At 59.3% G+C, this 22,419-nt stretch carries 21 protein-coding genes; 15 read left to right on the forward strand and 6 right to left on the reverse strand.

Going from position 1 to position 22,419, the window contains the following annotated elements; translation table 11 throughout:
• Positions 1 to 83: 83 nt before the first annotated feature.
• Positions 84 to 269 carry a hypothetical protein gene (locus NW822_RS06370; protein WP_414360215.1) on the reverse strand — a complete coding sequence of 62 codons (186 nt, stop codon included), beginning with the start codon at positions 267 to 269 and terminating at the stop codon, positions 84 to 86.
• A gap of 121 nt (positions 270 to 390) precedes the next feature.
• On the opposite strand from NW822_RS06370, the gene NW822_RS06375 reads away from it, so the two are divergent.
• The 4 genes from NW822_RS06375 to NW822_RS06390 all read left to right on the forward strand — a co-directional run bounded on the left by NW822_RS06375 (position 391) and on the right by NW822_RS06390 (position 4,211).
• Positions 391 to 1,530 carry a 5-(carboxyamino)imidazole ribonucleotide synthase gene (locus NW822_RS06375; RefSeq protein ID WP_414403990.1) on the forward strand — a complete coding sequence of 380 codons (1,140 nt, stop codon included), beginning with the start codon at positions 391 to 393 and terminating at the stop codon, positions 1,528 to 1,530.
• Complete coding sequence (locus NW822_RS06380; protein WP_414403891.1) at positions 1,527 to 1,880, forward strand: hypothetical protein; 354 nt, start codon at positions 1,527 to 1,529, stop codon at positions 1,878 to 1,880. The genes NW822_RS06375 and NW822_RS06380 overlap by 4 nt, the downstream gene beginning before the upstream one ends.
• 6 nt (positions 1,881 to 1,886) lie before the next feature.
• Positions 1,887 to 2,369, forward strand: coding sequence for a ribosomal protein S18-alanine N-acetyltransferase (gene rimI, locus NW822_RS06385; RefSeq protein WP_414360221.1), 483 nt, complete (start codon positions 1,887 to 1,889; stop codon positions 2,367 to 2,369).
• A 249-nt stretch (positions 2,370 to 2,618) separates the two neighbouring features.
• On the forward strand, positions 2,619 to 4,211 hold the full coding sequence (locus NW822_RS06390) for a mechanosensitive ion channel (RefSeq protein WP_414403892.1): 1,593 nt from the start codon (positions 2,619 to 2,621) through the stop codon (positions 4,209 to 4,211).
• A gap of 173 nt (positions 4,212 to 4,384) precedes the next feature.
• Here NW822_RS06390 and cydB read toward each other — a convergent pair whose 3' ends face one another.
• The gene (gene cydB / locus NW822_RS06395) at positions 4,385 to 5,434 is read right to left on the reverse strand and encodes a cytochrome d ubiquinol oxidase subunit II (RefSeq protein ID WP_414365090.1); all 1,050 of its coding nucleotides are present in this window, start codon (positions 5,432 to 5,434) and stop codon (positions 4,385 to 4,387) included.
• A gap of 168 nt (positions 5,435 to 5,602) precedes the next feature.
• Entirely contained in the window at positions 5,603 to 7,036 is a 1,434-nt protein-coding gene (locus NW822_RS06400) for a cytochrome ubiquinol oxidase subunit I (RefSeq protein WP_414403893.1), read from the reverse strand.
• Positions 7,037 to 7,439: 403 nt separating this feature from the next.
• Between NW822_RS06400 and mfd the strand changes: the two genes are divergently transcribed.
• From mfd to NW822_RS06415, 3 genes are read left to right on the forward strand one after another with little or no spacing between them, the layout of a single operon-like run.
• Entirely contained in the window at positions 7,440 to 10,919 is a 3,480-nt protein-coding gene (gene mfd / locus NW822_RS06405; protein WP_414403894.1) for a transcription-repair coupling factor, read from the forward strand.
• Positions 10,916 to 11,839: an ABC transporter ATP-binding protein gene (locus NW822_RS06410; protein WP_414403895.1), complete on the forward strand. Its 924-nt coding sequence runs from the start codon at positions 10,916 to 10,918 to the stop codon at positions 11,837 to 11,839. Before mfd ends, NW822_RS06410 begins: the two co-directional genes overlap by 4 nt.
• A complete protein-coding gene (locus tag NW822_RS06415; protein WP_414360236.1) occupies positions 11,836 to 12,618 on the forward strand; it encodes an ABC transporter permease in 783 nt (260 codons plus the stop codon). The genes NW822_RS06410 and NW822_RS06415 overlap by 4 nt, the downstream gene beginning before the upstream one ends.
• Positions 12,619 to 12,625: 7 nt before the next feature.
• Here NW822_RS06415 and NW822_RS06420 read toward each other — a convergent pair whose 3' ends face one another.
• Positions 12,626 to 13,153 (reverse strand): TM2 domain-containing protein, encoded by a 528-nt coding sequence (locus NW822_RS06420; protein ID WP_414403896.1) that lies wholly within the window; start codon positions 13,151 to 13,153, stop codon positions 12,626 to 12,628.
• A gap of 184 nt (positions 13,154 to 13,337) precedes the next feature.
• Here NW822_RS06420 and NW822_RS06425 point away from each other — a divergent pair, with 184 nt between their 5' ends.
• Positions 13,338 to 13,613 carry a hypothetical protein gene (locus NW822_RS06425; protein WP_414403897.1) on the forward strand — a complete coding sequence of 92 codons (276 nt, stop codon included), beginning with the start codon at positions 13,338 to 13,340 and terminating at the stop codon, positions 13,611 to 13,613.
• 27 nt (positions 13,614 to 13,640) lie between these two features.
• Here the strand turns inward: NW822_RS06425 and NW822_RS06430 are convergent, their stop codons facing one another.
• Positions 13,641 to 14,171 carry a MarR family winged helix-turn-helix transcriptional regulator gene (locus NW822_RS06430; protein ID WP_414403898.1) on the reverse strand — a complete coding sequence of 177 codons (531 nt, stop codon included), beginning with the start codon at positions 14,169 to 14,171 and terminating at the stop codon, positions 13,641 to 13,643.
• 276 nt (positions 14,172 to 14,447) lie between these two features.
• Here NW822_RS06430 and hisD point away from each other — a divergent pair, with 276 nt between their 5' ends.
• From hisD to NW822_RS06455, 5 genes are all read left to right on the forward strand, one after another.
• Positions 14,448 to 15,761: a histidinol dehydrogenase gene (hisD, locus tag NW822_RS06435; protein WP_414360247.1), complete on the forward strand. Its 1,314-nt coding sequence runs from the start codon at positions 14,448 to 14,450 to the stop codon at positions 15,759 to 15,761.
• A 29-nt stretch (positions 15,762 to 15,790) separates the two neighbouring features.
• The gene (locus NW822_RS06440; RefSeq protein ID WP_414403899.1) at positions 15,791 to 16,603 is read left to right on the forward strand and encodes a hypothetical protein; all 813 of its coding nucleotides are present in this window, start codon (positions 15,791 to 15,793) and stop codon (positions 16,601 to 16,603) included.
• An 18-nt stretch (positions 16,604 to 16,621) separates the two neighbouring features.
• On the forward strand, positions 16,622 to 16,927 hold the full coding sequence (locus NW822_RS06445; protein WP_414360249.1) for a hypothetical protein: 306 nt from the start codon (positions 16,622 to 16,624) through the stop codon (positions 16,925 to 16,927).
• 6 nt (positions 16,928 to 16,933) lie between these two features.
• Positions 16,934 to 18,121, forward strand: coding sequence for a tetratricopeptide repeat protein (locus NW822_RS06450; RefSeq protein ID WP_414403900.1), 1,188 nt, complete (start codon positions 16,934 to 16,936; stop codon positions 18,119 to 18,121).
• 346 nt (positions 18,122 to 18,467) lie between these two features.
• Entirely contained in the window at positions 18,468 to 19,238 is a 771-nt protein-coding gene (locus tag NW822_RS06455) for an RNA polymerase sigma factor SigF (RefSeq protein WP_414403901.1), read from the forward strand.
• A 92-nt stretch (positions 19,239 to 19,330) separates the two neighbouring features.
• On the opposite strand, the gene NW822_RS06460 is transcribed toward NW822_RS06455, so the two are convergent.
• Positions 19,331 to 20,107, reverse strand: coding sequence for a hypothetical protein (locus NW822_RS06460; RefSeq protein ID WP_414403902.1), 777 nt, complete (start codon positions 20,105 to 20,107; stop codon positions 19,331 to 19,333).
• A gap of 134 nt (positions 20,108 to 20,241) precedes the next feature.
• On the opposite strand from NW822_RS06460, the gene NW822_RS06465 reads away from it, so the two are divergent.
• Both NW822_RS06465 and NW822_RS06470 read left to right on the forward strand, forming a co-directional pair.
• Positions 20,242 to 20,727 (forward strand): ureidoglycolate lyase, encoded by a 486-nt coding sequence (locus NW822_RS06465; RefSeq protein ID WP_414403903.1) that lies wholly within the window; start codon positions 20,242 to 20,244, stop codon positions 20,725 to 20,727.
• A gap of 381 nt (positions 20,728 to 21,108) precedes the next feature.
• Positions 21,109 to 22,266 carry a CAP domain-containing protein gene (locus tag NW822_RS06470; RefSeq protein WP_414403904.1) on the forward strand — a complete coding sequence of 386 codons (1,158 nt, stop codon included), beginning with the start codon at positions 21,109 to 21,111 and terminating at the stop codon, positions 22,264 to 22,266.
• The last annotated feature ends 153 nt before the right edge of the window (positions 22,267 to 22,419 follow it).

Consider the following 22,419-nt stretch of genomic DNA (forward strand, 5'->3'; position numbering starts at 1 on the left):
GGTGGCGGCAGAATCTCAGCGGATACTGCTAGAGGTGGCCAAGGGATCTCCAGTCTATCCCAACCCTTTGGAGCTGCGGGTTTTTACTCTACGACGCGAATCTCACCGCTATTGAGGCGCTCCACAATCTGGTCCAGCAGTTCGTGTTCTTCCGGTGAGACGTAGGAATCGGCGGTAACTGCCTTGAGGATTGCTTCTTGCTCGGCGCGGGTGAGGACCTTATCCGCCAGCGCTCGGTCGATGAGCTCTTTTAGCTTAGAGGGCTCCACCGTTTTTCTCCTAGCGGGATCCCGCCAGTAGGGTTCTAAACCCGAGAGACAGTAGACTAGACGGTGCTTTACCTCTCAGTGTAACTCGTGGGGCGGTGCGGCCGTGAAGTCCCAAACTCAGATGCAGCCGGTAGGGGTAATCGGCGGCGGACAGTTGGCGCAGATGTTGGCTCTAGCGGCTCGTCGGCTGGGGATCCCCCTGGTTGTGCAGGCCGCTGCTCCCACCGAGCCGGCGGTGGCGGTGGCCGACGGGGTAGTTTGGGGCTCTGTAACCGACACCCAGGCCACAGCCCAGTTACTGGAATGCTGCTCGGTGGTAACCTTTGAAAACGAGTTCATCCCTTTGGCAGAGCTGCAAAAGCTGGATCCAGAGGGATCCCGCTTTCGCCCCCGCCTGAGCACCCTGGAGCCGTTGCTAGACAAGTTGCGCCAGCGGCAGTTTCTGGCGGAGTTGGGGTTGCCGGTGCCGGCTTTTTGGCCTGTGGAGATGGCGGATCTCTCTAGCCTAAGCTTCCCCTTGGTGCTCAAGCGGCGGCGGCAGGGCTACGATGGCCAGGGCACCCGCATCCTGCCCGACCGAGCAACCTTGCAAGAGGCCCTGGCCGAGTATGCCGGGATCCCGCTGCTTGTCGAAGAGTGGATCCCCTTTGAGCGGGAGCTGGCGGTGATGGTGGCGCGGGGGCTAGCCGGCGAGATCCAGATCTACCCGGTGGTGGAAACTGTGCAGATCGAGCAGGTCTGCCGCCATGTTCTGGTGCCTGCCCGCATTCCCGCAACTGTCGAGGCCGAGATTCGCGACCTGGCGGTCAGGGTGATGGAAAAGCTGGAGGCAGTGGGAGTGTTTGGCATCGAGTTGTTCTGGGTGCCGCCGCCCCACCCCAAGGCTGGGATCTGGATCAACGAGATCTCGCCGCGGGTTCACAACTCTGGCCACTACACCCTGGAAGCCTGCCACACCTCCCAATTTGAGCAGCACCTGCGGGCCATCACCGGTTTGCCGTTGGGGGATCCCTCCCTCAAGTGTGGGGGGGCAGTGATGGTGAACCTCCTGGGCTATGAGCACTCCAGCAGTGACTATGCCCAAAAGCGGCAGCGCCTGGCAGAGATCCCCAATGCCACAGTGCACTGGTACCACAAAACCCCTGCCCGCCCAGGACGAAAACTGGGCCATGTCACGGTCTGCCTACCCCATCCTCCCTCTCCTGCGGAAGCGGCGGCCCTTGTCCGTACCCTCGAAGCCCTCTGGTATCCCCAGCCATGAGCCAAGCCTCAGATCCCACCTTTTCTCCAGCTATCCAATCCCCCCAAGAGCACTCTGCAGTGTTGAGCCCCGCTCTCCAATACCTCGCCGAGGTGGATCCCGGCAGTGCCCGCTGGTTTGTTCGCTACCTCATGGCCCCTGCTGCCAAAGCCCAACTGCGAGCAGGGATCCTGAAAGCCGCCCAAGGTTACCTCCAGGAGGCAGAAGGGCTCGACTACGAGCTCAAGCTCCATTCGCAATCGGGGGACCAGATCTTGAGCCTTAGGCGCCGAGCCCTGCCCTATGCCGGCCCGGATGACGATCCCTTTGGGCAGTTGTTGCTATCGGAGTTTTGCAAATTGCGGGACTAGACCACCATGGGTAGCACAAGTTATCGGCTGCAGGTGCTGGACATCACTGCCCTGCCCCAATTGCTGGAACTGGATCGGCGCTGCTACGGGGGATACTGGGGGGAGCAGGGCTACCGCGCGGAGCTGGAACGGCCCACCAGCACTGTCATTGGAGCTGTGGTGGAACCTGGAGACAGGGGCGAGAAGACGTCGCCTACCCCAACGTTAGTAGGCTTTGGCATCCTCTGGCGCATTGAGGAAGAAGCCCACATCATCTCGTTGGCAGTGGATCCTGACCATCGGCGGCGTGGTTTGGGTCGAAGGATCCTGGAGGAGCTGCTAACCCAAGCCAGGGCAGCAGGCTGCTGTTGGGCCACGTTGGAAGTGAGGGCTTCTAACCACGCTGCCATCCGCCTCTATGAATCGGCAGGGTTTCAACTGTTGGGACGTCGCAAGGGCTATTACAACAACGGAGAAGATGGGCTGGTGTATTGGAAGAAACCAATTTAGGAGGAACCAACAGTTCTAAGAAGCTGCAGAAGTTTTCCCTGGACACCTTTTTTCTTTGCCAGCACCCCTGCAGTTTTGGTCAACCATCAGCTCCTGATATGAGTGGACGTAAAGTTTCGTTTCAAGACGTGGCGTTTTTGTTTTTTGAGGCTCTCTCCTAGGTCAGCCCAGCTTGCCTGAAGAAGCGCTTCAGGCTAGCCTACTCTTATCATTTGAACATCCTGATCATTTCAGGTTGTGAGGGTAATCATGGACACCTCTATAAACACTCTTCAAGATGAGGCCGTCTCCTTTGTTGTCAATCTTTGGGGTAGAGTTACTGCTTTTATGCCCAATCTGCTGGCGGCGATTGCCATCCTAGTTCTGGGTTGGCTCGTGGCCACGGCGGTGGCCTTCGGCGTTCGGGGGCTGCTCAGGCGGACGCAGCTCGATAACCGCCTAGCTGCTTGGGTTTTGGGGCAAAAGCCTGGCGAGAAGCTGCCGCAAACGGAGCGCTGGGTGGCCGCTGCTGTTTACTGGATCATCCTGGCTTTTGTGTTGGTGGCGGTGCTGAATGCCCTACAGCTTCAGGCCGTCTCCGACCCACTCAACAGGTTTTTGGGAGAAATTTTCGTCTATCTGCCGCGGCTGGGTGGAGCCCTGGTGCTGCTGGTGGTGGGCTGGGCGGTGGCCACGGTTGCCCGCCTAGCGGTCATTCGGGGGCTGCGGCGCTTTAACTTGGACGAGCGGCTGGTTCAGCCTCTTCACCAAGAGAGTGCTGCCGGTGAGGTGGGTACAGAAGGAACAGCTGCAAAGTCAGAGGGGGGGGCTGAGGTCGCTCCTTTTCTCTTGAATGAAGCTCTGGGTGACGCCCTCTACTGGTTGGTTCTGCTGTTCTTTTTGCCGCTCATTCTGGATACGCTGAACCTGCGGGGGCCGCTGCAGCCGGTGCAGAACCTGCTGGATCAAATCCTGTCGATGGTGCCGCGCATTTTGGGAGCGCTCATCATCGGTGGGGTGGGCTGGTTTTTGGCCCGCATTGTGCGTGGGATCGTTTCCAATTTGCTAGCGGCAGCAGGAGCCAACCGCTTGGGGGCCCGCTTTGGCATTCCCCAGTTGGCCCAGACGGTGGGCACGGTAGCCTACATCTTAGTGTTGATCCCGGCGGTGATTGCGGCTCTCAATGCTCTGGAAATCCGGGCCATCTCGGATCCGGCGGTGGCGATGCTGGAGCAGGTGTTGCGGGCCATTCCCCGAATTGCAGGATCGGCTCTGATTCTGGCCGTCTTTTATTGGCTGGGGCAGTTCTTGGCCGGTTTGGTGACCCAGTTGCTGCAGGCGGTGGGCTTTGACCGTCTGTCTGCTGGCCTGGGCTTGCCCTTGGCCCCTGCTCCTGAAGCACCTGCTGCTGAAGGGGAGTTGGTGAAGCGGCGCACCCCCTCTGAGATTGCTGGACTGGTGGTCTGGGTGGGCGTGGTCTTGTTCGGGGCAGTGCCGGCGGTGGAGCTGCTGCAGTTTGCCGCTTTGACCGACATCGTGGAGGGGCTGTTGCTGATTTCCGGGCGGGTGCTCATCGGCGCCTTGGTGTTCGGGATTGGCCTTTACCTGGCCAATTTGGCCCATTCCATGATCAAGAGCTTGGGCAACCCCTCTGCGGGCGTGCTGGCGCAGGCGGCGCGGGTGGCCATTTTGGTTTTCGTCGGCGCCATGGCCTTACAGCAGATGGGTGTAGCCACCGACATTGTGGTGCTGGCTTTTGGCCTGGTGCTGGGCGCGATTGCCGTCGCGGTGGCCTTGGCTTTTGGCTTGGGAGGTCGCGATGTGGCTGCCGAGCAGATCCGGCAGTGGCTGAAGCGGGAGTGAAAAGGCCAAATCTGCTAGAGGAATTGCTCTTCCTAGCCTAAAACCTAAGGAGAGCAGGGCCTCCTAAGGAGTGGCCGTGCCGCCCATCCGATGGCCCCCTCAAGGTTAACCCTGTTTTGCTTGCAAATGTACCCCGCCTGGCAAAACGCTCGGCGGGGTCTTGTTTTCTGGGTTTAAGCTGCCTCCGAAACTTTGGCCTCTTCTGGCGTTGCTTCCTGCACCACGATCTTGCCCCGGAACACCACATAGTTGTAGATGTTGTAGGACAAAATAACCGGGATCAAAAAGCCAATAAAGGTGAGCATAAACACCAGTGAACTGGGAGAAGCGGCTGCTTCGTAGATGGTGACGCTGGGAGGAATAATGTTGGGGAAAACCATAAACCCCAGGCCGATAAAAGAAAGGGCAAAGATTAAAAAAGTGTAAACCAAAACGCTATTTTCTTCTCGCCGCCGCAGGCTGCGCAGCAACAGAGCCACCAACAAAAGTCCCAAAACGGGGATGGCAGCAAAGATATAGAAAAGAGGAGGCGAGAAAAGCTGAGCGCGCGCCTGCTCCGACATGATGGGGGTGCTGATGGTGATAAACACTGCCCCCAGCAACGTTGTCCAGGTGGCGATGGTTGCTGTCTTGTAGTAGGTTTTCTGCAGCTCGCCGGTGGTCTTAACGATTAGGTAGGCCGAGCCGATTAACACGTAGCCCTGGATAAGCGTAAGAGCCACCAACACCGTGCGCCAGGTTAGCCAATCCCAAGGGCTGCCGGCAAAGTGGCCGGCTTCGTCGACGCGGATCCCTTCGAAGACGCTGCCCAAGGCAAACCCCTGGCCCAAGGCCGCCAAAAAGCTGCCCACCCCAAAGGCGAGGTTCCACACCAGCTTGTTGTCGGCGTTCTCCCGAAACTCGAAAGAGACAGCCCGCAAGATCAGGCCCACCACCATGATCACCAGCGGAATGTAGAGGGCGTTGAGAATGGTGGCGTAGGCAAGGGGAAAGGCTCCAAATAGGGATCCCCCCATCAACACCAGCCAGGTCTCGTTGGCATCCCAGACATTGCCCAGACTGGTCATGAGAATGCTGCGGCGCGTTTCGCTGGAGGCTGTCAGGGAAAGAATGCCAACCCCCAAGTCAAATCCATCTAGCAGAACATAAAGGAAGAGAAAGAGACCGAGGATAAAAAACCAGACTTGCGGTAAAAACTGCTGTAAAGGCTCGAAAGATTCCATCGTCGTTCTCTCCGCTTTGGGTATTTCCGACCAGTTCGAGACATGATCCCCCTCACCCCCAGCTCCTCTCCTTCTGGGAGAGGGGAGCTGGAAATCGACAAGTGGCTTGGCTGCTGTTGGATAAAGAGCCGGCAGTGTCGCCTGGGTCCTGTTGGAGCCGCACCGGCGCTAGCGAGCTTCTGCAGGACGGCGATCCGGCTCGTGGCGGGCAGGCTCGATCACGATCACCGGCTGGGTTGCCGGAACGGGGGCAGGCAGCTCCAGGTTAGGCCCTCTGCGGAGGATGCGGCTGCCAAAGTAAAGGGCAGCCACGAAAAGCACTGTATACAAAGCAGTCAGGCCGACCAAAGAAAACAGCACCTCTCCCGGCGGCAGCGGCGAAACGGATTCCGCGGTGCGCAGTTGTCCATACACAATCCAGGGCTGCCGGCCAACACAGCGGACAATCCAGCCAGCCTCGACGGCAATGTATCCTAGGGGGCCAGCAAAGACCCAGGCCCACATCAGCCACTTCTGCTGGGAGAGGGCCTCCGCCGACAGCTTGCCCCTCAACCACTGGATCAAGGTAACCCCCACAAGCCCGGCCAGAAACAGGCCAATGGCCACCATTGTCCTAAAGGAGTAGTAGATGAGGCCAATCATGTGAGGACGATTTTGGGGATCCCAAGCTTTCAGGCCCTGCACCGGTCGATCCAGCCTGGGCTTAAATTCCAGCAGATAGCCCAGCGCACCGGGGATCTTCACCTCCCACTCGTTGCGCTCTTCTCGGTCGTTGGGCAGGGCTAGCAGGCTCCAATCGGCTCGTTCGCCGGCAGGGATCGTCTCCCACTGGGCCTCCATGGCCGCCAGCTTGGCCGGCTGATAGCGATACACTTGCTCTGCGCTCAAGTGGCCGATAAACACCTGCAAGGGGGCTACCACCAGAGCCATTGCCAAGACCACTTTGAGGGAACGGGAAAAAAACTCGCTGTGCCGCCGCTTGAGAATGTACCAGGCACTGATGCCACCAATTACAAACAAAGAGGTCTCCAAAGTGGCAAAAAACATGTGCAGAAAGCTATTGACCATGAAGGGATTGACAATGGCTTGCAGGTAGTCGTGCACCACAAACTTTCCATTGACAAATACTCCCCCTGCCGGCGTCTGTAGCCAAGAGTTAGCCGTCAGGATCCAAAAGGTAGAGAGGTTGGCGCCGAAGGCCACCAGGATGGTCGAGATCCAGTGAATCACCGGCGGCACCCGCTCCCAGCCAAAGAGCATGATCCCCAAAAAGCTGGCCTCCAGCATAAAGGCCATCGTGCCCTCAAACCCAAGGATGGTTCCAAAAAAGTCGCCCACTGCCTCAGAAAAAGGGGCCCAGTTCATGCCAAATTGAAAGGCCATCGGCAACCCTGAGGCCACGCCAAGGCCAAAGTTCAATACATAGATCTTTGACCAGAAACGAGCGTGGCGATAGTAATCTAGATTGCGGGTTTTTAGCCAAAGGCCCTCTATAACAACAAGATAAATAGCCATTCCTGTTGTTAAAACCGGCCATAGCATATGGAAAATGGCCGTGAGGGCAAACTGTAGTCGAGAAAGTGCGACGGTGTCTAGAAACATGATTGGCACCCAGTTTGGATGGATAAACTCAACTTTTCCCAACCCTCTCTGCTGCAGTTTGTGCAGGCCCACCTCCAGGTATGTTCGCTGCAGACACCCGTAGCCATTTGGATAAGGTGGGGAAGGCTATCTTTCTTGTTCCTCCTAGGACTGCATCTTGACCAGGATCAGCGATGGGCTGCTCGACTCTAAAGGTTAACTTTAGGATCTTGGAAGAAGGGGTTTTCTTCGTGTAAAGCGGACTACAGAATAAAGAGGGTTGCGAACTTGGCAGCCTGGGGATCCGCAATCCCGAAATGGCCCGTTGAGGGGCGGGGATAACGCCATGCAAATTCTCCTCAGGGCCTGCCAGAATTGGGATCCCGGCTTGTTAGAGATCCCAGTTGGCAGTGGGGGGTAGAAGATGTCGTTTGTCCCGCTGGTGCACTTTCTCGCCCAATCCGGCTTGGTACAAGAGTTGGCCGCCCGCTTGAGATCGCGGCGACAGGCAGCCATTCAGGGGGCAGGGCGGATTGCCAAGGGGTTGATGGCCTCAGCTTTGGCCCAGCAGGAGGGGAGATCCCTGCTGGTGGTGACTGCCACTTTGGAAGAAGCAGGCCGCTGGACGGCGCAACTGGAGGGCATGGGCTGGGAGAGCGTGTACCTTTATCCCACTTCTGAGGCTTCCCCCTATGAGCCGTTTGACCTGGAGCCGGAACTGGTGTGGGGCCAGTTCCAGGTGCTGGCCGACTGTCTCCAGGGCAGAAAGGGCATGGCCATCGTGGCGACGGAGCGGGCCCTGCAACCTCACCTTCCCCCTCCAGAGGTGTTTCAGGGCTTTTGCCTCAAGCTGGAACCTGGCCTGGAGCTGTCGCCGCAGCAGTTGGGGCAGCAGTTGGCCCGGCTGGGCTACCAGCGGGTAAGCCTGGTGGAAAGCGAGGGGCAGTGGAGCCAAAGGGGCGATATTCTCGACATTTTCCCGGTGGCCTGCGAGTGGCCAGTGCGCCTGGAGTGGTTTGGCAATGAGCTGGAACGGCTGCGGGAGTTCGACCCGGTAAGCCAGCGCTCCCAGGATTCAATTCCCTCTGTCTGGCTGACTCCCACCGGCTATGGGCCCATGCTTTGGCCAGGGCTGCAGGAAAAGATGGAGCGGCTCTCCCCCGCCCTGCAGCAGCATTGGCTGCAGGGATCGCCTCCCCCAGAAGGCCTGCGCCGTTTTCTCGGCCTGCTCTACGATCCACCGGCCAACCTGCTGAGCTACTTGGATCCTAATACCTTGATCCTGATCGACGAGCCGGAGCAGTGCCAGGCCCACAGCCGGCAGTGGCTAGCCCACGCCGAGGAGCAGTGGCAGCTGGCCCAGGCTGCCGAGCCGGCTCTAGTGCCCTTCCACCGCCCCTTCGATCTTGAGGCCGCTGAGTGGGATCCCTTCCCCCGCCTGTTGGCCCGTGCCTTTGCCCCTGCTGGTGAGGGGGAAGCTGTCCTCGACCTCAAAAGCCGGCCTGTCCCTGCCACTCCCCACCAGTTTGGATCCCTGGCCAAAACCCTGCGCGAGTACCGCAAGCAACACTTGCAGGTGTGGATCCTCTCCGCCCAGCCCTCCCGCACCGTGGCTCTGCTGCAGGAACACGACTGCCCGGCCCAGTACGTGCCCAACCCCAGAGATTTTCCGACTATCGAGCGCCAGCTCCAGTCCTACACGCCGGTGGCCCTGAAGTACTCCGGCCTAGCGGATCTGGAGGGGTTTCTCCTGCCCACGCTGGGGTGGGTGGTGCTGACCGACCGCGAGTTTTTCGGCCAGCACAGCCTGGCCACCCCCACCTATGTGCGCAAGCGCCGCCAGGCCAGCTCCCGCCAGGTGGATCCCAACCTGCTCAAGCCGGGGGATTTTGTTGTTCACCGAGCCCATGGCATTGGCCAGTTCCTGCGCTTGGAAAGCCTCACCATCGGCGGCGAAACCCGGGAATATCTGGTCATTCAATACAGCGATGGCTTGTTGCGGGTAGCTGCCGACCAGGTCAACTCCCTCTCCCGCTACCGGGCTAGCGGCGATGGACCGCCTGCTCTGCACAAAATGTCCGGCAGCAGTTGGGAAAAGACCAAGCAGAAGGTGAAAAAGAGCCTGCGAAAAGTGGCCTTTGATCTGCTGCAGCTCTACGCCAAACGAGCCGAACAGGAGGGCTATGCCTTCCCGCCCGATTCTCCGTGGCAACAGGAGTTTGAGGAGTCTTTTCCCCATCCGTTGACGCCGGATCAAATTCGCGCCGTCCAGGAGATCAAGCGGGATATGGAGTCCCCTCGCCCCATGGATCGGCTGCTGTGTGGGGATGTGGGTTTTGGCAAAACGGAAGTGGCCATCCGCGCCATTTTCAAAGCCGTAACCGCTGGCAAGCAGGTAGCTCTTCTGGCGCCAACCACCATTCTCACCCAGCAGCACTACCACACTCTCAAAGAGCGCTTTGCCCCCTATCCCATTCAAGTGGGCTTACTCAACCGCTTCCGCACTCCTGAAGAGAAAAAAGAGATCCTGGCCCGCCTCAAAAGTGGCGAACTGGATGTCATTGTGGGCACCCACCAACTTTTGGGCAAGGATGTGCAGTTTCGGGATTTAGGCCTTCTAGTCATTGATGAAGAACATCGCTTTGGTGTCAACCAAAAAGAGAAAATTAAACTCCTCAAAACCCAGGTAGATGTGCTCACCCTTACGGCTACTCCTATTCCCCGCACGCTGTATATGGCCTTGTCAGGGTTGAGGGAAATGAGCTTGATCCAAACTCCCCCGCCCTCGCGGCGCCCGATTAAAACTCACCTCTCCCCCTACAACCCTGAGGTCATTCGCACGGCTATCCGCCAGGAGTTGGATCGCGGCGGGCAAGTCTTTTATGTCGTCAACCGCATTGAAGGGATCGAAGAAACCAGTGCCAAACTGCGGGAATGGGTACCCGGCGCCCGCATTGCCATTGCCCATGGGCAGATGCCGGAAGGGGAGCTGGAAGCGACGATGCTGGCTTTTAACAATGGGGAAATCGATATCCTGGTCTGCACTACCATTATTGAGTCTGGTTTGGATATTCCCCGCGTCAACACCATTTTGATTGAAAATGCCCAGGAGTTTGGGCTGGCTCAGCTTTACCAACTGCGAGGTCGGGTGGGCCGGGCTGGGATCCAAGCCCATGCCTGGCTATTCTACCGAGAAGATGGGATCCTCACCGAGGAGGCCCGCAAACGCCTGCAGGCCATTCAAGAATTTACCCAACTGGGATCTGGCTACCAGTTGGCTCTGCGGGATATGGAAATTCGCGGGATTGGCAACTTGCTGGGAACGGAGCAATCGGGGCAAGTCAATGCAGTGGGCCTTGATCTCTACCTAGAAATGCTGCAAGAGGCCATTCGAGAAATTCGCGGCCAGAAGATCCCGCAGGTGGAGGACACCCAGATCGACCTCAACGTTACGGCCATGATTCCCCAGAGCTATATCCCTGACGAGGAACAAAAAATGCAGGCTTATCGCCAGTTGGCGGCTGCTGGATCGCGCCTGGAGCTTTCTCAGATAGCCCAGGAATGGCAAGACCGCTTTGGCCCGCTGCCCAAGCCTACCCAGGAACTGCTGCGGGTGATGGAGCTAAAGATTTTGGCCCGCACGCTGGGCTTTTCCCGCATCAGGCCAGCCAAGGAGCATGTTCTTTTGGAAACTCCCATGGAGGAGCCGGCCTGGAACCGCCTCAAGGAAGCCCTACCAGCCCACTTGCAGTCCCGCTTTGTCTACCAGCCGGGCAAGGTCACAGTACGGGGGCTGGGGATGCTGGCGCCGGCCCAGCAACTGGAAAACCTTTTGCAGTGGCTAGATAAGATGAGCCTGGCCTTAACGGAGCCGGAGGCTGGGATGCCAAAGCTTGCCTCATGAAAGTTCTCGCAGTGCATCACCTCCAGAAAACCTACCGGCAGGGGGGCAAGCAGGTGCGGGCGGTGGTGGATGTCTCTCTGACGCTGGCGGCAGGGGAGATCCTGGCTTTCTTGGGGCCCAATGGAGCCGGCAAGACCACCACCATCAAAATGATTGCTGGGCTGATCCGGCCGGATGCTGGCACGGTGCGCATCCTGGGACGGGATCCCCACGCCGATGCGGGTGCGCTGGCCCAGGTGGGGGCGGTGCTGGAAGGCAACCGCAACCTCTACTGGCGGCTGACCCCCTTGCAAAACTTGGAGTACTTTGGCGTGCTGCGGGGGCTATCCCCCAGAACGGCTCGCCAGCGGGGGCTGGAGCTACTGGAGACCTTTGGCCTGCTAGAAAAACGGGATGTTGCTGTGCAGACCCTTTCGCGGGGTATGCAGCAGAAGGTGGCCATTGCTGTTGCCCTCTTGCACCAGCCGGCTCTGCTCCTTTTGGATGAGCCCACCCTGGGGCTGGATGTGGAAGCCGCCCAAGCAGTGAAATCCTTGATCCGCCAAATTGCCGCTGCAGGTCGGGCCATTCTCCTCACTACCCACCAACTGGAGATGGCCGAGGCCCTCTCAGACCAAGTGGCCGTGATTGAGGGGGGGAGAATCCTCCTCCAGACTCCCACGCAGGAGCTGATCCGCCAGTTTGCCGCTGCGGCCAGTACTTATCGGATTGAGTTGGAACAAGAGCTGGATCCCAGCCGGGCGGGGCGCCTGCTCCGGCAAGGGGTGGAGATTCTCGGCTGCCATCAGCTGCGCTTTGGCGGCTCCTCGGAGGCGTTGTATCAGGTGCTGGAGATCCTCAAGCCCTTGCCCCTGCTTAGCGTTAAGCGAGAGGAAGCAGATCTCACCCACATTTTTCTCAAGCTGCTGCAGAGGAGATGAGACCACTGCTGTACCTGTTTTGGGCGGAGCTAAAGCGCACCTGGATCCAGTACATTCGCTATCCGGCAGAAGCCCTGGGCGGGATCCTCATCACCACCTTTTTCTTCTATGCCCTCTTTGCCGGCGCTCAGTATGTGGCGGGGCCAGCTTCCCAGTTTGGCGAACGGCTGGACGCGGTGGTGATTGGCTATGTGCTCTGGACGCTAGTGATTTTTGTAGTGAACGATATTGCCCTCAACTTGCAGGTGGAAGCCCAGACGGGCACGCTGGAGCAGGTGTTGCTCTCGCCCTTTTCGGCGGCCACCCTGTTTTTGGCGCGGGCCTGCGCCAGTTTGGTGTTACGCCTCACCCTCGTTGTCGTCATTTTGGGGATCATCCTGTTGCTCACCGGCAGCCAGCTGCGCTTTCCCCCCAGCTTGCTGCTGCCCCTTTTGAGCGTGGTGCTAGGGGCCTATGGCTTCTCGTTTTTGCTGGGATCTGCTGCCTTGATCTGGAAGCGCATTCAACAACTGCTGATCCTGAGCCAATTTGGCCTGCTCTTTCTCCTAGCTACCCCCACGGAAGAGTGGTCGGGATCCCTAAAGTGGCTGGGGCAGATGCTGCCCATGACGGCAGGGGCTGGCCTGCTGCGGGATCTGATGGTGCGGGAGGTGGGATTGGATCCCCTGCGGCTGCTCATGGCTCTGGCCAGCGGCATTTTCTACTTCGGGCTGGGCTTGCTGGCCTTTCGCCGGGCAATGCAACTGGCCAAACAGCGGGGGATCCTGGGATCCCAGTAGGACCTTGTCAGAGGGAGCGCCGGTCGCCAGGGGAGCGCAACAGGTGAGGGAAGTGGTATTCCACTGCGCCGGTGGTGAGGTTGTTCTCAGGGGAGGCCATGCCCCGTCGGCTTAGCTCTCGCAGCGCTTTTTCAATCTCGTCAAAGTCGGCAGGGAGCTCGATGGCGATCTCCGAGAGGGTGAGGATCCCTTGTCGCTGCTGCGCCAGCCGTAGGATCTCCCGCATCAAAGCCTGACCCTTCAAAGGCTGAGGCGGGGCCGAGACAGACTTGGCGGGAGCCCCAGAGGGGCGGATCCCTTGCAAGACGGCCAGCTTGAAGTTGTAATCTTCCACCATGCCTGGGATCAAAAACAGGTCAATCAACTGGCCAATTCCCAACAGGCCAAAGGTAAAGAACCAGAGAAGGCCTGTCCCGGTTTTGCCCAGGTAAAAGCGATGGACACCGCAGATGCCGAAGACGCTCAACGCCCAGAGGAGATAGGCGGTGCCGAGGGATTTGGGCTCGGCAGGGGGCAGCAGGTAGCGAGAGCTCATGGGCATCAGTCAAGGTAGCTTGGGCGAGTAACCCTAGTCTGCCATCTTTTGCCTTGGACGGGCAGGACGCCTCTTCTCTGGTGCTTGGGAGCGGGGTAGCTTCAAGAAAAGAGGCTGAAAAGGGGGATCCAAGAACGCCATTGAGGGGGTGGCGGTCGCGCCCCCGGGAGACTCAGGAAGGTCGATGCTTGAGCCCATCTTGATCGGGTTGAGTGCTGTGCTCTGGGGCCTCCTCTGGAGCTACGCCACGCTTCTAGTTGTACTGGTCAACTTCAAGGAGCAGGATTCCGTTTACGCCTACCCCCTGCAAGCAGTGTTAGATCGCTTTGTGGAGTCGCTGGGGCTGGGTTGGCTTAAGGATCTCCATGCCATGCACCTGCAGCCACTGCGCCGGATCAGCTATGCCCTCTTTGGCGTCGTCACGCTGGGGGTGGCTTTCATGCTCTGGGTTTTGGGGTGAGGCAGTGGCCAGCTCCTCGATCTGGCCCTAGGCAGAGCCGACTGCAGCCGCTGAAAAGTCCCGCTGCTCAGCCTCTCCCGAGTAGAAAATTGCCTGCAGCTTTTTCAAACAGGCTTGGATCTGAGCCATCTCTTCGGGACTCAGCTTTTGAAAACGCTCTTTCAGGTAGGCCACGTGGGCCGGGAAGATCTGTTCAAACAGTTTTTCCCCCTCTTCAGTGAGCACGACCCTAAAGCAGCGGCGGTTTTCTGGAGGTACCTCGCGACGCACCAGCCCCTTTTGTTCCAGGCGATCCACGATCCCGGTCAGTGTTCCTTTGGTAACCAGTGTTTTTTGGGCCAGGACATTCATTGTCAGGCCGGGAGTGTTGCCAAGAGTTACCAACACATCAAATTGGGGGGCGGTCAGCCCCATTTGACGAATGTGAGCGCTGGCGCAATTTTCAAAGGCTTGGTAAGCCCGCGCCAGATCCCGCAGCAGCCCCAAGAAAGGCTCCTGGTCTGCTGCTACCGAAGGCTGGAGAGCTTGCTCTGTAGGCAGCTGAGCAGAGGTGGGCATGGTCAGCAATCGCTAGAGGCGACGGATTCCTCAACAACTGTTTTAGCTTCACCATAGCCTACTGTAATATAGTCCTAACACAAATTAATACTCCTTGAAACAACTGCTAGCTCTGGAGATCCCAGCTACTGCAGAGGGATGCCCCCTTAGCCCTCTGAGGAGGGCTTGGCGGCGGAAAATCCAGGCTAAGCTATGACCATAGCCCCTGTGGAGCGTGCTAGGCGCAGATGGGATCCCTCACTCTCTGCCTACAATAAGCCAGGCGAAGGAGTTGCCATGCTGAGAATTGTTACCCAGCTAGCCGAGGCCGAAGCGGAGCTCAGACGGATCTCGGAGCGCACTCAGGCTGAGCAAAACCTTCATCGCGAGGCAACTGTGCGGGAGATCCTGCAAGCAGTGCGCCGCCAGGGGGATCGGGCCCTGCTGGCCTACACGGCAGAGTTCGACCAGGTGGAGCTCAGCGTAGCTGAGCTAAGGGTCTCGGGGGCGGAGCTGGAGGCGGCCTACCAGGCAGTCTCGCCGCAACTGCTCTCGGCTCTGCGCCTGGCCAAACAGCGCATCGAAGCCTTCCACCGGCAGCGGGTGCCCAGCAGTTGGGTGAGCTTTCCTGGTCCCGAGATTGTCTTGGGCAAGCAGTACCGCCCAGTGGATCGCGCTGGCCTCTACATTCCCGGAGGGCGCGCCGCCTATCCCAGTACCGTGTTGATGAATGCCATTCCAGCCAAGGTGGCGGGAGTGCCGGAAATTGTCATGGTAACCCCACCAGGATCCGACGGCTCAGGAGGCAAGGGGATTCACCCCGCCATTTTGGTGGCCGCCCAAGAAGTAGGTATCCACACCATCTATCGCGTCGGCGGGGCCCAGGCGATTGCAGCACTGGCCTATGGAACCGAGACCATCCCCAAGGTGGACGTGATCACGGGCCCCGGCAACATCTACGTAACCCTGGCCAAAAAGCTGGTGTATGGCACAGTGGGCATCGACTCCTTGGCCGGTCCTTCGGAAGTGGTGATCATTGCCGATGAGAGCGCCAACCCCCTTTATGTTGCTGCCGATCTCCTGGCCCAGGCCGAGCATGACCCCCTGGCAGCGGCCATCCTGCTTACTCCAGACCTCCAGCTGGCCCAACAGGTGCAGCAGGCGGTAGCTACCCAGATCGAGGAGCATCCCAATCGCCTCATGGTGGAAAAGGCGGTGGCCAACTACGGGCTAATTGGGGTGGTGCCCGATCTGGCCACGGCGGTCAACTTGTCCAACCAGTTTGCGCCAGAACACCTGGAGCTCCAGGTAGCCGATCCCTGGGCCCTGGTAGATGCGATTCGCCATGCGGGGGCAATCTTCTTGGGACACTATACCCCAGAGGCGGTGGGGGACTACCTGGCCGGACCCAACCACACCTTGCCTACGGCAGGGGCAGCCCGCTACGCTTCAGCGCTGGGGGTAGAAACCTTCCTGAAGCACTCCAGCTTAATCCAGTACGGCTCGGCAGCCCTGCAAGAGGTGGCCGGTGCCATTCAAGCGCTGGCGCAAGCGGAGGGGTTACCCGCCCATAGCCGGTCGGTACAGGTGCGGCTGTCGGCCAAGGCCTAGCCAACTGGAGGGGCAGGAAGGTCGGGCAAATGGAGAACTGGCGCAGGGGAAGCTGCCTGTGGCAACTGGGGGGAGCCCTGTTGGCGGTTTGGATTGGCTGGACAGAGGGGAGCGGTATCTGGTTGAGGGATCGGGCAACGGCTGCCCCAGAAAGCTCCTCTCCCTTGCCCCTGCCCTGGGAGTGGGTGTACTCCTTGCAGGAAGAGGCAGGGCAGCGGCAGTGTACGCTGGTGGGCCTGCTGCGCAGCCAGCCGCTGCCGGCTCCGGATCCCCAGTGGCAGGTGTACACGCGGCTGGATTTGGTGGCCACACCGCAGGCCAGTCGGTTGACCAGTGTGCTGTTTGCTGAGAACCTCCGTACCCAAGCTTTGCACGTGATCTATCAGGCGGCAGCGTCTGTGTACGACCCTGTTGAGCCCTTGGATTTTGCCATGATCCTGCCGCTAGCCTGGCAGGACAACACCCTGCTGGCGCGGGAGTACACAGGCTGGTTCCAGACCGACTTAAGCTGGGATCGGGCGGTGATCTGGCCTTTGCCCACCGGCTCGAGCCAGATCCCACCGGTGCAAATCTGGGATCCACCCCCAGCACTGGCCTATGCAGAGCTACTGGGCTGGGATGCCGCGGCAAAGGGACGGGTGCTGTTTGCCGTAGCCGACAGCCTGGGAGAGAGTCCCCGCTTGGTGAGCGTGGGTTCAGACGGCCAGGTGTTGCAGCGGGCATCTGCTGTTGCTTTTCCCCAAAGCAGCTCTTCTCTGGAAGGGTGGCAAGCGGTGATGGCAGAACCCCTGTGCCATCAGAGCCGTTTTGGGGTGGAGCAGAAAGAGGAAAATGGAGAGTAAAAGACCGAGGGAGCCAACATGTCCAGACCCATCGTGCGGCGCGGTTGGCCGCGGGAGGCTTTTGTAGGGGACATCATCGTCTGTACTCTCGAGGGATCCCATCTGGATCAGGTAACCGAGATCCGGGTCAGCCCGGCAGGCAAGGGGATCCGGGTTAGCTTCGGGGATCCCTTGGGGCGCTCCCAAGAGCCAGTGCAGGCCAGCGCCGAGGCCCTGACAGTTACCTTTGAGATTGATCCCAGCACCTACCCTGGCGAAAAGCGCATTGAGCTCATCTCGCCGGCAGGACCCAGCGATCCCCTGCCCTTTTTGGTGATGATGTAGTAGGTCATGCCGTTGGCAACTGCCCCAATCGACCTGGGCGCGCTGGTACTGGGGGTAGGCCTGCTGCTCCTGGTGGGAGGCTGGGCCTGGTGGCTGCGGCGGCAGCAGCGGGCTGCTCCCCCCGACTCGACAACTGTTTTGCCAGCAACAGCGGTTGACCTCTCTGCCCTTACGGCGCAACAGGCGGCCCAACTGCAGCCTTTCGAGGAGGCAGTGGCAGAGCGGCCGCAGGATCCCATTGCCTGGTACAACCGCGCCACCCTCCTCGACCACTTGGGGCAGGCGCAAGCCGCTCTAGCTAGCTACGACCGGGCCCTAGAGCTGAAGCCGGACTTTCCCGAAGCTTGGAACAATCGTGGCTCGCTGCTAGACGAGCTTGGCCGTCACCAGGAAGCGCTGGCCAGCTACGAGCGGGCTCTGCACCTAAAGCCGGATTTTTTTGAGGCCCGCTTTAACCAGGCCAACACGCTGCGGCAACTGGGCCGCTACCAAGAGGCCCTGCGCGCCTACGAGCAGGTTCTCACCTTGCGCCCCGACAGTGGAGAAGCCTGGCATCTGCACGGGCTGACCTTGGCCTCCCTGGAGCGGTGGCAGGAGGCGGTGAACAGCTACGACAAGGCCCTGGCCATCAATCCCCTGGATCCCCAGCTTTGGCAGAGCCGCGGGCTGGCTTTGGTGCACCTGGAGCGCTACGCTGAGGCCCTGGCCAGCTACGAGCGAGCCCTGCAACTGGGCTGCGAATCTGCTTCCCTCTGGGCCGGCCACGCCCTTGCCCACCACCAGCTGGGCAACTGGATGGAAGCTCTCAACAGCTACGACCGCGCTCTAGCCCAGGATCCCCAGCGCTCCCAGCTCTGGCTGCAGCGCGGCCTAGTGCTGATGGACTTGGAGCTCTATGGGCTGGCCATTCAGAGTTTTGAACGGGCTCTGGAGCTGGATCCCAACAATGCCGATGCCCACTACGCCAAAGCCTGCTGCTGCGCCTGGGAAGGCCAAGTGCCCCAGGCCCTCCAAGCCTTAGAGCAAGCTCTGCGGCTGCAGCCAGAACGCTACTGCCCCTTACTTGCCTCCGAACCCTACTTCGATCCCATTCGCAGCGAGCCAAGCTTTGCGGCATTCCTAGCCTCTCTCTGGCCCTGCAACTCATGGCCGCCCCCCGCTGCTGACCCCAAGAGCCCTCCCTCCGCTACCTGAGAGGCCCAACAGCATTCCGCCCAATGGCGGAGGAAAGGGAGGCTCTTTTGCCGACGCAAGCCGCCAATTTTCCCTTTGCCGGTGGCTCCCCGCCGCGGTCTGAAGGGCAGGCTGTGTTCTTAGTAACATCTGGTAGCATCTTGATGGTCACGCTTTGAAAGGGTTTGCCTGCAGGTTGCTCCCCAGTTGGGCCCAGTAGAGGTCTGATCTGGAAAAGTTCGAGGTCAGGGGGGATCCCTTGTTTGGCTCCTTATCCGGCCTTGAAGGAAAACCAGGGACTTCCAGGCTCATAGCTCCCCAACGGTCTCCTCTCGACAGCCCCGACCCACCGACGCCGTTTGTCTCCATGGCCTCCAAGCAGGAAGACGTCAAAACCCAAACCGTCGAGCTGTTGCGGCTGTACCACCAGACTCGGGATCCTGCCCTGCGCAATCGGCTGGTAGAACTGAACCTCGGCTTGGTGCGCAAAGAAGCCCACCACTGGCGCAGCCAATGCAATGAGGCCTACGACGACCTGGTGCAAGTGGGATGCATCGGATTAATTCAAGCCATCGAACGCTTTGACGTCAGCCGCGGCTTGGCTTTTAGCTCCTTTGCTCTTCCCTACATTCGTGGCGAAATCCAACACTACCTGCGAGACAAGAGCCCAGCAATTCGGATCCCACGCCGTTGGGCGACTCTGCAGCGGCAAGCCAAGAAGGTAATCGTCCGTCTGCGGCAGGAGTTGGGCCGTCCTCCCTCCGAAAGGGAGGTAAGAGAAGCCCTGCAGCTAACAGAGGAAGAATGGCGAGAGATGCAACTGGCCCAGCAAAACAGCAGCTTGCTCAGCCTTGATGCCCCCATTCAAACAGAGGAAGACAGTGCTGCCTTAGGGGAGGTCATTCCGGATCAGCGCTACCGCAGCTTTCAACTGGCGGAAGAAGATCGCATCCGCTTGCAAAATGCCCTTGCCGCACTGGAGGAGCGCACCCGCCAGATTTTAGAACTTGTTTTCCTCTACGATCTCACCCAAAAAGAGACAGCAAAGCGGCTGGGGATCAGCGCCGTTACGGTTTCCCGCCAGGTCAAAAAGGGCCTGGAGCGCTTGGCCCAGTTACTCAAGCAGGACATTTTTTAAAAGCTAGAGCTCTGCTACCTTCGGGATCCCTGCTCCAGTTTTCCACCCCTGCTTCAGCAACAGTCGCCAGCACCTGCCGCCGCTAGGAGGGCCTATCCAAGAGGAGGGGAATCTGGGTTTTGAGATTCGCTGGGAGGTTGAGTTTTGTCTGGGGATAGGCTTGCTTCCCTTTTTTGCAGTTGGCTCACTTGGGAGCGCACCTGCAAGGCAATTTGCAAAGCAGCCTCCAAAAGCCGCGAGTGTTCGCTGGCCTGTTCCCTTACCTGGAGCGCAGTTAGAGTTGTCAACTCGTCGCCAAAGAACTCACTTTGCTGCTCAATAAAGTCTTTGTTCTGCCGCAAGATCCGTTCGGTTTTCAAGGCGCGGATTAGGTCGCTGCGAGCCAGCTTCAAGGCCTCGATAATCTGATCCCGCTGGAGCAGCTTGACCTCAGGATTACCTGCCTCCACCAATTCGTCGTTGATGTGAATAGCTTGAATAAGCTGATGGTAGCGATCTACTTCTTCCAGCAAGTTCAGCAAGAGCGGCAGGCGGCGGCTGCGGAAAATCCAATAGGCTTGGCCCAAAGCGGCAATGGCTGCCAGGATCCCCCATTCCACCAGCCAACTGCCCCAGCTGCTGCGCAGACCAGGGATCACCATCCGCCCCACCAAGGTCACTAGGGATCCCCCTGCCCAAAAGGTCAAGAAACGGCAGAAGAGATCCAGCACCAACAGCAGGCGCAGCAGCTCCCAAAAAGCGGAGAACTGGCGCAGCCAATCTTTCCAGCGACGGACAGGCCGAGGCCGGTACAGCCAATCTATAGGTACCCCGGAAAGCTTTTCCACTAGAGAAGGAGAAATGACCAGCTCCTGTAAATCCCGCCGCATCGCTAGGGGCTCTGCAAAGAGCTAAGTCTTCCCCCTAATTCTACCGTCGGTATCTTAAGATCCGGCTGGGGAAAACAGACAGGCTACGGCAAGCTGCGGAGATAGTCTCAATATCCAAGGAGGAGACAGGTAGAGTGAGCAGCCAATTGCGCCAACTAAAGGCCCATCTGGTGGAGTCGGAAAACTTTGCCCCCTACGGGCAGGTGATCTACCCTGTCCCTGACGACAAACCCTTCGACAGCCAAGATGCCCAGTTGGTTTTGAATCAGGGGCAACCCCGCTTTTACCTCATGCGCTTGCCCCGCCGTGGCCTTCGGTTCACCCAAATAACTCACCACACCCGTTGCACCCAGTGTCTGGGATCCCTGCACGGCAAGGAGTGGTTTATTGCCGTTGCACCGCCTCGCAAGAAGCTGCAGGTGGACGAGATTCAAGCTTTTCGGGTGCCCGGCGATTGCTTTATCAAACTGGAGGTGGGCACCTGGCATGCCGGCCCCTACTTTGACCACGAGGAGTTTATCGATTTTTACAACCTGGAGCTGGCCGACACCAACCTCACCGATCACGAGACAATCAACCTGCTTCAAACCTACAACCTGGAGTTTCAGATCATCCCTTGAGCAGCCGAATTCAGCAGCAAAAAAGCAGATTCATCTAAGGTGCCATTAAGGTACGGGGATCCCTACCAGCACTAAGGGTGGAGAGAGAGGATCGCTTTGGGCTCTATCTCTAGTAGGCAGGGCCAAGGGGGAGAAACCAGGTTCTGCTCTGGCACTTCCCCCCTGTGTGATAAAACAGGGTCAAGCCTGGCAGGGTTTTGGAGATCTGTTGCGATGGCTACACTTCAACCCACCCAAGTGACCTGCAAGCTCTTGGGGGCTCTGGCCCTGTTCCTCTGCCTGGGGCTGCTGTCTGCCTGTGACGAGGGTAGCAGCAGCACCGTCAGTCCCCCCAGCCTCCCTACCCCTACTCCTGCTAGTCGATAACCCTACAGGACTTACATGCCTTGGCAGCGGCTGCCCAGTTGGAAGCCAGTCTGGGCAGGGGGAGTTCTTAGTTTGCTCTGCCTACTATTTTTGGTGGCTGCCTGTGGTGGGAGGGGATCCCTCACAGCTCCAGAACCTCCGCGGGCAGGAGAGCTGCCGATTGCCAACTTCCTCTGCCAGTTGGATCGCCAGACCCGCACCTTTGCTGGCCCCATCTATGCCGAGCAGCCGCAAGTTGCCACCTGCAATCCCGGTCGCCTCACCCCGGCAGCAGCCCAGAAGATGATGGATCGGCTGAACTTTCTGCGGCTGTTGCACGAGTTGCCGCCGGTGGAGCTCAATCCCGAATTCTTGGCGGCCGCTCAGCAGGCGGCGCTGCTGCAGGTGGCCAATGGCGCCCTCAGCCACGAGCCACCCCCCTCTTGGCGTTGCTTCACTGCTGCCGGGGCGGCGGGATCCCGCTTTAGCAACTTGGCAATTGGCCCGATTCTGGAGCTGAACGGCCCCGACCCAGGGCGGGTGCTGGCGCGCCAGGTAGATATTTATTTTGCCGAGCCGGGCCGGGAAAACTTCGTGGATGTGGGGCATCGCCGCTGGAACCTCTACCCCCAGTACGCCCAAGGAGCTTACGGCATTGTCTACGACCCGCGGGCCGGACGGGTGACCCAGGCCAATGCCAATTGGATCTTCGGTTTTGACGAGTCGGTGCCAGATCCAGAGTTCATTGCCTTCCCGGAGAGGGACGGCTACCTGTACCGCCTCGAGGGGTTTTCCGGCCAGCCTTTGTCTGCCTACCGCTGGTCTTTCTCGGTGCCCAGCCGCGGCGGCCTCTCTGATCTCAGCCAGGCCCAAGTTCGCATCACCGATGCCCTCACTGGCGAGGCAGTGCCGGTTTGGGATCTGCGGGTTGGGGATCCCGCCTTTGGCCTAGAGACTCTCACCTACTCGGTGGGACCCGTCCAGCCCAATCGCCCCTACCTCTTTGAGATTAGCGGCATCCGGCTCAAGGGCGGGCCGCCGCGCACCTATCGCTACACCACCACCCTCTACGACTGCAACCCTCAAGCGCCGCAAAGGTCTGCGCCCTTAACCGAAGGACTGGGGATCCCACCTCGCTGGCTCTGGCAGAAGAAGCCCTTCAACCTCAGCTTAGAGTGGGACTTTGCACCCTGATGCTCAACTGCATGCCTTCGGGAGCAAGACGTTAGGCCTCTTCTCCTCAGCCGGAAACAGCCCCACCGTTGAGAAAATCTAAGGAAAGTTGAGATTCTGATACTATCGTTGCCGTCTCTTTACTGGAGGAGTTAGGCTCTAATCATCAAAGCT

Source organism: Synechococcus sp. H70.2 (genome assembly GCF_047462275.1).
Classification (GTDB): domain Bacteria; phylum Cyanobacteriota; class Cyanobacteriia; order Thermostichales; family Thermostichaceae; genus Thermostichus.